The 6,095-nt window shown below is 41.9% G+C and carries 7 protein-coding genes; all 7 read right to left on the minus strand.

Annotation, left to right across the window (positions count from 1 at the left end; all coding sequences use genetic code 11):
* Positions 1–246 precede the first annotated feature (246 nt).
* Positions 247–2,493: a phosphoenolpyruvate--protein phosphotransferase gene (gene ptsP / locus KSO91_RS15605; RefSeq protein WP_238743955.1), complete on the minus strand. Its 2,247-nt coding sequence runs from the start codon at positions 2,491–2,493 to the stop codon at positions 247–249.
* Positions 2,494–3,011: 518 nt separating this feature from the next.
* Positions 3,012–3,389, minus strand: a complete 378-nt coding sequence (rplQ, locus tag KSO91_RS15610) for a 50S ribosomal protein L17 (protein ID WP_238743956.1) — start codon at positions 3,387–3,389, stop codon at positions 3,012–3,014.
* Between the two features lie 37 nt (positions 3,390–3,426).
* Positions 3,427–4,419, minus strand: coding sequence for a DNA-directed RNA polymerase subunit alpha (locus KSO91_RS15615; protein ID WP_238743957.1), 993 nt, complete (start codon positions 4,417–4,419; stop codon positions 3,427–3,429).
* 25 nt (positions 4,420–4,444) lie between these two features.
* Positions 4,445–5,065 carry a 30S ribosomal protein S4 gene (gene rpsD, locus KSO91_RS15620; protein ID WP_238743958.1) on the minus strand — a complete coding sequence of 207 codons (621 nt, stop codon included), beginning with the start codon at positions 5,063–5,065 and terminating at the stop codon, positions 4,445–4,447.
* Between the two features lie 33 nt (positions 5,066–5,098).
* The gene (gene rpsK, locus KSO91_RS15625) at positions 5,099–5,488 is read right to left on the minus strand and encodes a 30S ribosomal protein S11 (RefSeq protein WP_019613697.1); all 390 of its coding nucleotides are present in this window, start codon (positions 5,486–5,488) and stop codon (positions 5,099–5,101) included.
* Between the two features lie 11 nt (positions 5,489–5,499).
* Positions 5,500–5,856: a 30S ribosomal protein S13 gene (gene rpsM / locus KSO91_RS15630; RefSeq protein ID WP_238743959.1), complete on the minus strand. Its 357-nt coding sequence runs from the start codon at positions 5,854–5,856 to the stop codon at positions 5,500–5,502.
* A gap of 120 nt (positions 5,857–5,976) precedes the next feature.
* On the minus strand, positions 5,977–6,090 hold the full coding sequence (gene rpmJ / locus KSO91_RS15635; protein WP_238741194.1) for a 50S ribosomal protein L36: 114 nt from the start codon (positions 6,088–6,090) through the stop codon (positions 5,977–5,979).
* Positions 6,091–6,095 lie beyond the last annotated feature (5 nt).

Genomic DNA, 6,095 nt, shown 5'->3' on the forward strand with positions numbered 1-6,095 from the left:
AACGCAGCTGCGCCGATGGTAGTGTGGGGTCTCCCCATGTGAGAGTAGGTCATTGCTAGACACCTAATAAACGAATAATCCCTGTTGACTAAGTCAGCAGGGATTTTTTCGTTTAAGCGCTTAACGCAGTTGCATTCAAAACATATGATAATAGCGCGAGTTTGCCGATAGGCAATGTTTGCGCGCGGACAAGCTCTGCGAGTTCTATAGTTCCCTATCAGCAGGGCTTTTCAGTATAAAATAGTATCACGCTTGTATGTTGTTGATATCGATACCCAGTTTTGACAATGTAGCATAACCAAGTTTGCGGATTGCAGCTGCGTTATCAAGCAATAGCGCTTTCTGGGCAAAACTTTCTGAAGCAGTTATGGAAAGTGAACGGATGATCCACTTGATCAACGGCAATTTAGAAGAACTTAGACTGACTCTACGCACTCCTAATCCAATTAATAGCATGATGGCAACGGGATCTGATGCCATTTCACCACATAAACTTAGCGGAAGAGTGTAATCATCGGCTATCTGTATAATGCGTTTTAATTCATGGATGACAGCTGGATGAAGGGAGTCAAATAATTTACCAACAAACGGATTATTGCGATCCGTGGCCAGTAAATATTGAGATAAGTCATTTGATCCTATAGAAATAAAATCTAATTTTTTATACCAAAATTGCAGTAGAGGGATGACGGCCGGAACTTCAATCATTATTCCTATTCTTGGGCGACAGACGGTGATCCCTTCATCTGTCAGTTGTAAGCAGGCCATATCGATTAGCTCGATACATTTGTCTAATTCTGAAGTTGTGCTTAGCATTGGCAATAAGATATGGATATTTTTTTGTCCATTAGCAGCGCGAATAATTGCACGTAGCTGCGTCATCATCAATTGTAAATTATCAAGTGTAAAACGAACACCTCGCCAACCTAATGCTGGATTTTCTTCATCTATAATTGGTAGATAAGGTAGTGGTTTATCACCGCCCACATCTAATGTACGAATATAAACTGGCTTTCCGGCATAGGCTTTAAAAACGTGTTGATAGACTTCAATTTGATCTTCTTCTGAGGGTAAGCTATTGCGTACCATAAAGGGTATTTCAGTACGGAAAAGGCCAATGCCATCTGCACCATTATGAAGCCCGGGCATCACATCTGCTTGAAGACCTGAATTTGCAAATAATTCGATAACAATGCCGTCGGATGTGATAGCCGGCTTGTGGGTTAAAGTCTGTAATTGCTGATCAATTTGTAATTGGCACTCTGCTAGCAACCTATATTCTCTGAGTATAGGTTTTGAAGGGTTGCGGATAATCTGCCCTATATTGCCATCAACGATCACCTGCTCGCCATTGTTCAACTCTTTTAGCTCACCCACGCCCATTACTGCGGGAATGCCTAACGCATTAGCAAATACGGCTATATGTGACAACGCAGCACCTGAAAAGCAGACGATAGCAACGAGTTGCTCCGCTGGTAGGCTGATAATATCAGAAACGCTTATCTGGTTACCGATCAATACAACCGGGGCACTACCTTCGAATTTAGGTGGCGAAGCACTTTTACCTAACCACACTTGGTAGAGTTTATCCCCTAGGTAATCCATATCATCATGTCGCGCTTTAAGATAAGGATCGCTCATACTTTTAAATAGATCGGAAAAATAGCGTACTGTATGTTTGATAGCTGTCAGTAAGCCAAGACCCGTTTTTAGATAGCTCTCAACCTTATCACCAAAGGTATGGTCAGCCAGCAGTACTTGATAAACATCTACTATTGAAGCGAGGCTTTCACCTAAATTCTCTTTAACTGCGTTACGTTCTCGTCGAACTTCAGCGGCAACGGCCGTTTTTAATTGTTGCCACTGTGCCAGTTCATGAGTTGGGTCTTTTGCATGTGAATCTGGAAAATCCATAAGGCGTTCTGATTTAACTAGTTGAATTTTTCCAATCGCAGTGCCTGATGCCCCGCTGAGTCCCTTCGAGCGCAAGTTATATTTCGACATTGTTCCTTTGTCTAGGGGCAAGGCTGACACAAGTAACGCAAGGTGTGATGAGAGGGTTGAAATAAAAGCTTCTTGCTCTTGGCCTAACAATACAGATTTGCGGCTTTGTACCACTAATACCCCGATAACTTCGCCGTGATGCACTAATGGAGTGCCACAGAAACTGTGGAATGCCTCTTCGTCAGATTGGCGAATAAAATAATAATCGGCGTGTTCGGCAGGTTCTGTTAAATTTACAGTATGTTTGGATTGGGCGACTAGGCCAACTAAGCCCAAGTTTTTAGGAATAATTATCGGGTGCCTATTTGCCAGTCCGTGGGTAGCAAGGAGAACCATATCATTGTTTGCATTTCGTCTATAAATAGTACACACGTCAATATCAATAGCCTCTGTAATAGCGCTAACGACTAGTTGGATTTGTTCATTTGCGCTCTCTGTTAGTGACGCCTTGTGCATAATGCGGGTCAGTTCAAGCATGAAATTATTCAAAACAAAGTGACTCCAAGTTCAATTTTATTGTATCAATTGGCCGCTAAATTGAAGTAATTGCGACGCTTCAATTTCTTTAATATATTAAGGTTTAGTACTGCATTTAGTGATAGCACATTAACACCTTGTTAAATGAGGGTATTGGTGGTGTCATCGCTCGATTCAATAACATTAAAGAGAACGGATAATGCACTGTTAATGATTTAATAGGTGATTTTTTTAGAATAGCGTAAATGAGGGGTAATTGTTGTGTAAATTCGATTGATATCATACTGACAAATACCTGCAATGAAAATAAAGTTGTGCACACCAGCTTGCACCAATAAGTAGTCGAATAATAAATCTAAATTTACATTTATCAAACATTATTATCACTATTTAAGACATTTATTAGCAAATTTTCTGGCGTTTATAAAGCAACGTGAAGAGAGAAGGGGGGGGGATGTTATTTATAGCAAGGGGGCTAAAACAACAAACCGAACAATTGTTCGGTTTGTTATAGCGCGATTAAAAGAGGCTTATGCTTCTTTGTCTACTGCTGGGCGATCTACTAAAGTGATATAAGCCATAGGGGCTTTATCACCAGTACGGAAGCCACATTTAATGATACTAGTGTAACCACCAGGACGCGTCGCGTAACGAGGACCTAGTTCATTAAATAATTTTGCAACCGCTGCATCATCACGAAGACGGGCAAATGCCAAGCGACGGTTAGCAACGCTATCCACTTTAGCAAGTGTAATTAATGGTTCAATGACACGACGTAGTTCTTTTGCTTTAGGAACTGTCGTTTTAATCACTTCGTGCGTAGCAATAGAAATTGCCATATTACGGAACATTGCCTGACGGTGGCTACTGTTACGGTTAAGCTGACGTCCACTTTGACGATGGCGCATAACTTAGTCCTTATTATTCGTTATTCAGATGAGTAGATCAATCACGTATGAGACTTGCTGGCGGCCAGTTTTCTAAGCGCATGCCTAGAGACAGTCCACGTGATGCAAGTACATCTTTGATTTCAGTAAGTGACTTCTTGCCTAAATTAGGCGTTTTTAGAAGTGCAACTTCTGTGCATTGTACCAAGTCACCAAGATAGAATATTCTTTCTGCTTTCAAACAGTTAGCAGAGCGAATGGTTAAATCTAAGTCATCAACTGGACGTAAAAGAATTGGATCAAACTCAGGCGCTTCATCGACTTTAACCGACTCGCGCGCTGCGTTTGTACGCAAATCAACAAAGGCGTCTAATTGCTCCGCCAAAATAGTCGCTGCACGACGAATAGCATCTTCTGGATCAAGTGTGCCATCGGTTTCCATATCGATGATAAGTTTGTCTAAATCGGTGCGTTGTTCAACACGAGCAGATTCAACGCTGTAAGCTATCCGCATAACAGGGCTGAAATTTGCATCGACTAATAATCGACCAATTGGACGCTCATCTTCTTCACTATGAATACGTGTTGAAGCTGGAACATAACCTCGACCTGATTCAATTTTAATACGCATGCTAATTTCAGCATTGCCTGTTAAATTACAGATCACATGTTCTGGATTGACTATCTCTACATCACCATCATGAATGATGTCGCCTGCCGTAACAGGACCCGCTCCAGATTTAGTTAAGCTCACAAGAACTTCGCTTTTACCTTCAAGCTTAACCGCTAGACCTTTAAGGTTAAGAAGAATCTCGAGGATATCTTCTTGAACACCTTCTTTAGTGCTGTACTCATGCTGTACACCATCTATTTCGACTTCTGTCACCGCCGTTCCCGGCATAGATGATAACAAGATACGGCGAAACGCATTACCGAGTGTCTGACCAAAACCACTTTCTAGTGGTTCTAGCGTCACTTTGGCGCGCGTTGCACTTACCTGTTCGATATCAACTAATCTTGGCTTTAGAAAATCAATTACAGAACCCTGCATTTGTGTTCTCTCTTAACGGTTAACTTTACTTAGAATAAAGTTCGATGATTAACTGTTCGTTAATATCAGCAGATAAATCTGAACGTTCAGGTTGACGTGTAAATACGCCTTCCATTTTCGTTGTATCAACAGAAACCCAAGTAGGGACTTCACGCTGACCAGCGATTTCAAGTGCAGCGCCAATACGTGCTTGTTTTTTAGCTTTTTCACGAATGGCAATAACATCACTTGTTTTAACGTTCAAAGATGGGATATTAACCACTTTGCCGTTTACTAGAATTGATTTGTGGCTTACTAATTGACGAGCTTCAGCGCGAGTCGCACCAAATCCCATACGGTAAACAACATTGTCTAAACGTCCTTCAAGAAGTTGAAGCAGGTTTTCACCTGTATTGCCTTGTAAACGAGCCGATTCTTTGTAGTAGTTACGGAATTGCTTTTCAAGCACACCGTACATACGACGGACTTTTTGCTTTTCACGTAGCTGTAAACCGTAGTCTGAAAGACGTGGTTTACGTGCACCATGAACGCCGGGCGCATTATCAATCTTACACTTAGATTCAATCGCGCGAACGCCTGATTTTAAGAACAAATCAGTACCTTCTCGACGGCTAAGCTTAAGCTTCGGACCTAAATATCTTGCCATTTTACTTTCTCCAGTTACCTATTTACGTCGTAATTAAACGCGACGTTTCTTCGGCGGACGACAACCATTGTGTGGAATAGGTGTTACGTCTGTAATATTAGTTACACGGAAACCCGCCGCGTTTAGAGCACGAATCGAAGATTCACGACCTGGCCCCGGTCCATTTACAAAAACTTCAACGTTTTTAAGGCCGTACTCTTTAGCTGCTTCAGCAGCACGTTCAGCAGCAACCTGTGCAGCGAACGGAGTAGATTTACGAGAACCACGGAAACCAGAACCACCGGCAGTTGCCCAAGAAAGCGCATTACCTTGACGGTCTGTAATCGTTACGATTGTGTTGTTGAAAGAAGCATGGATATGAGCCATACCATCAGCAACTTGCTTTTTCACTCGCTTACGAGCGCGTGTTGGAGTCTTAGCCATGATCTCTTATCCTATTTTCTGATTGCTTTACGCGGACCTTTACGAGTACGAGCATTCGTTTTAGAACGCTGTCCACGAACAGGCAAGCTGCGACGATGACGAAGTCCACGGTAACAACCAAGGTCCATAAGACGTTTGATGTTCATAGAAACTTCACGACGTAAATCACCTTCAACGGCGAACGTAGCTACTTCTGTACGAAGAGCTTCGATTTGTGTTTCATCCAGATCTTTCAGCTTGCTTGCTTCTGCAATTCCCGCAGAGGCACAAATTTTCTGTGCGCGGGTTTTGCCAATACCAAAAATTGCAGTTAATGCAATAACAGCATGCTTATGATCAGGAACGTTAATGCCAGCGATACGAGCCACTATGCACTCCTTAAGAGTTTAATGATTCATTTGTGAAAGCACGGTTGTTGCTTTACAAATGATATATAAATAAAACAATATTGAATAAACCATTAAATATTGTTGATATCCAAAAATCTATTAGCCTTGGCGCTGTTTATGCTTTGGCTCTACACAGATAACTCGCACAACACCTTTGCGCTTGATAACTTTGCAGTTACGACAGATTTTTTTGACGGATGCACGAACTTTCATTGCAA

This window comes from Psychromonas antarctica, from assembly GCF_022267535.1.
Lineage (GTDB): Bacteria > Pseudomonadota > Gammaproteobacteria > Enterobacterales > Psychromonadaceae > Psychromonas > Psychromonas antarctica.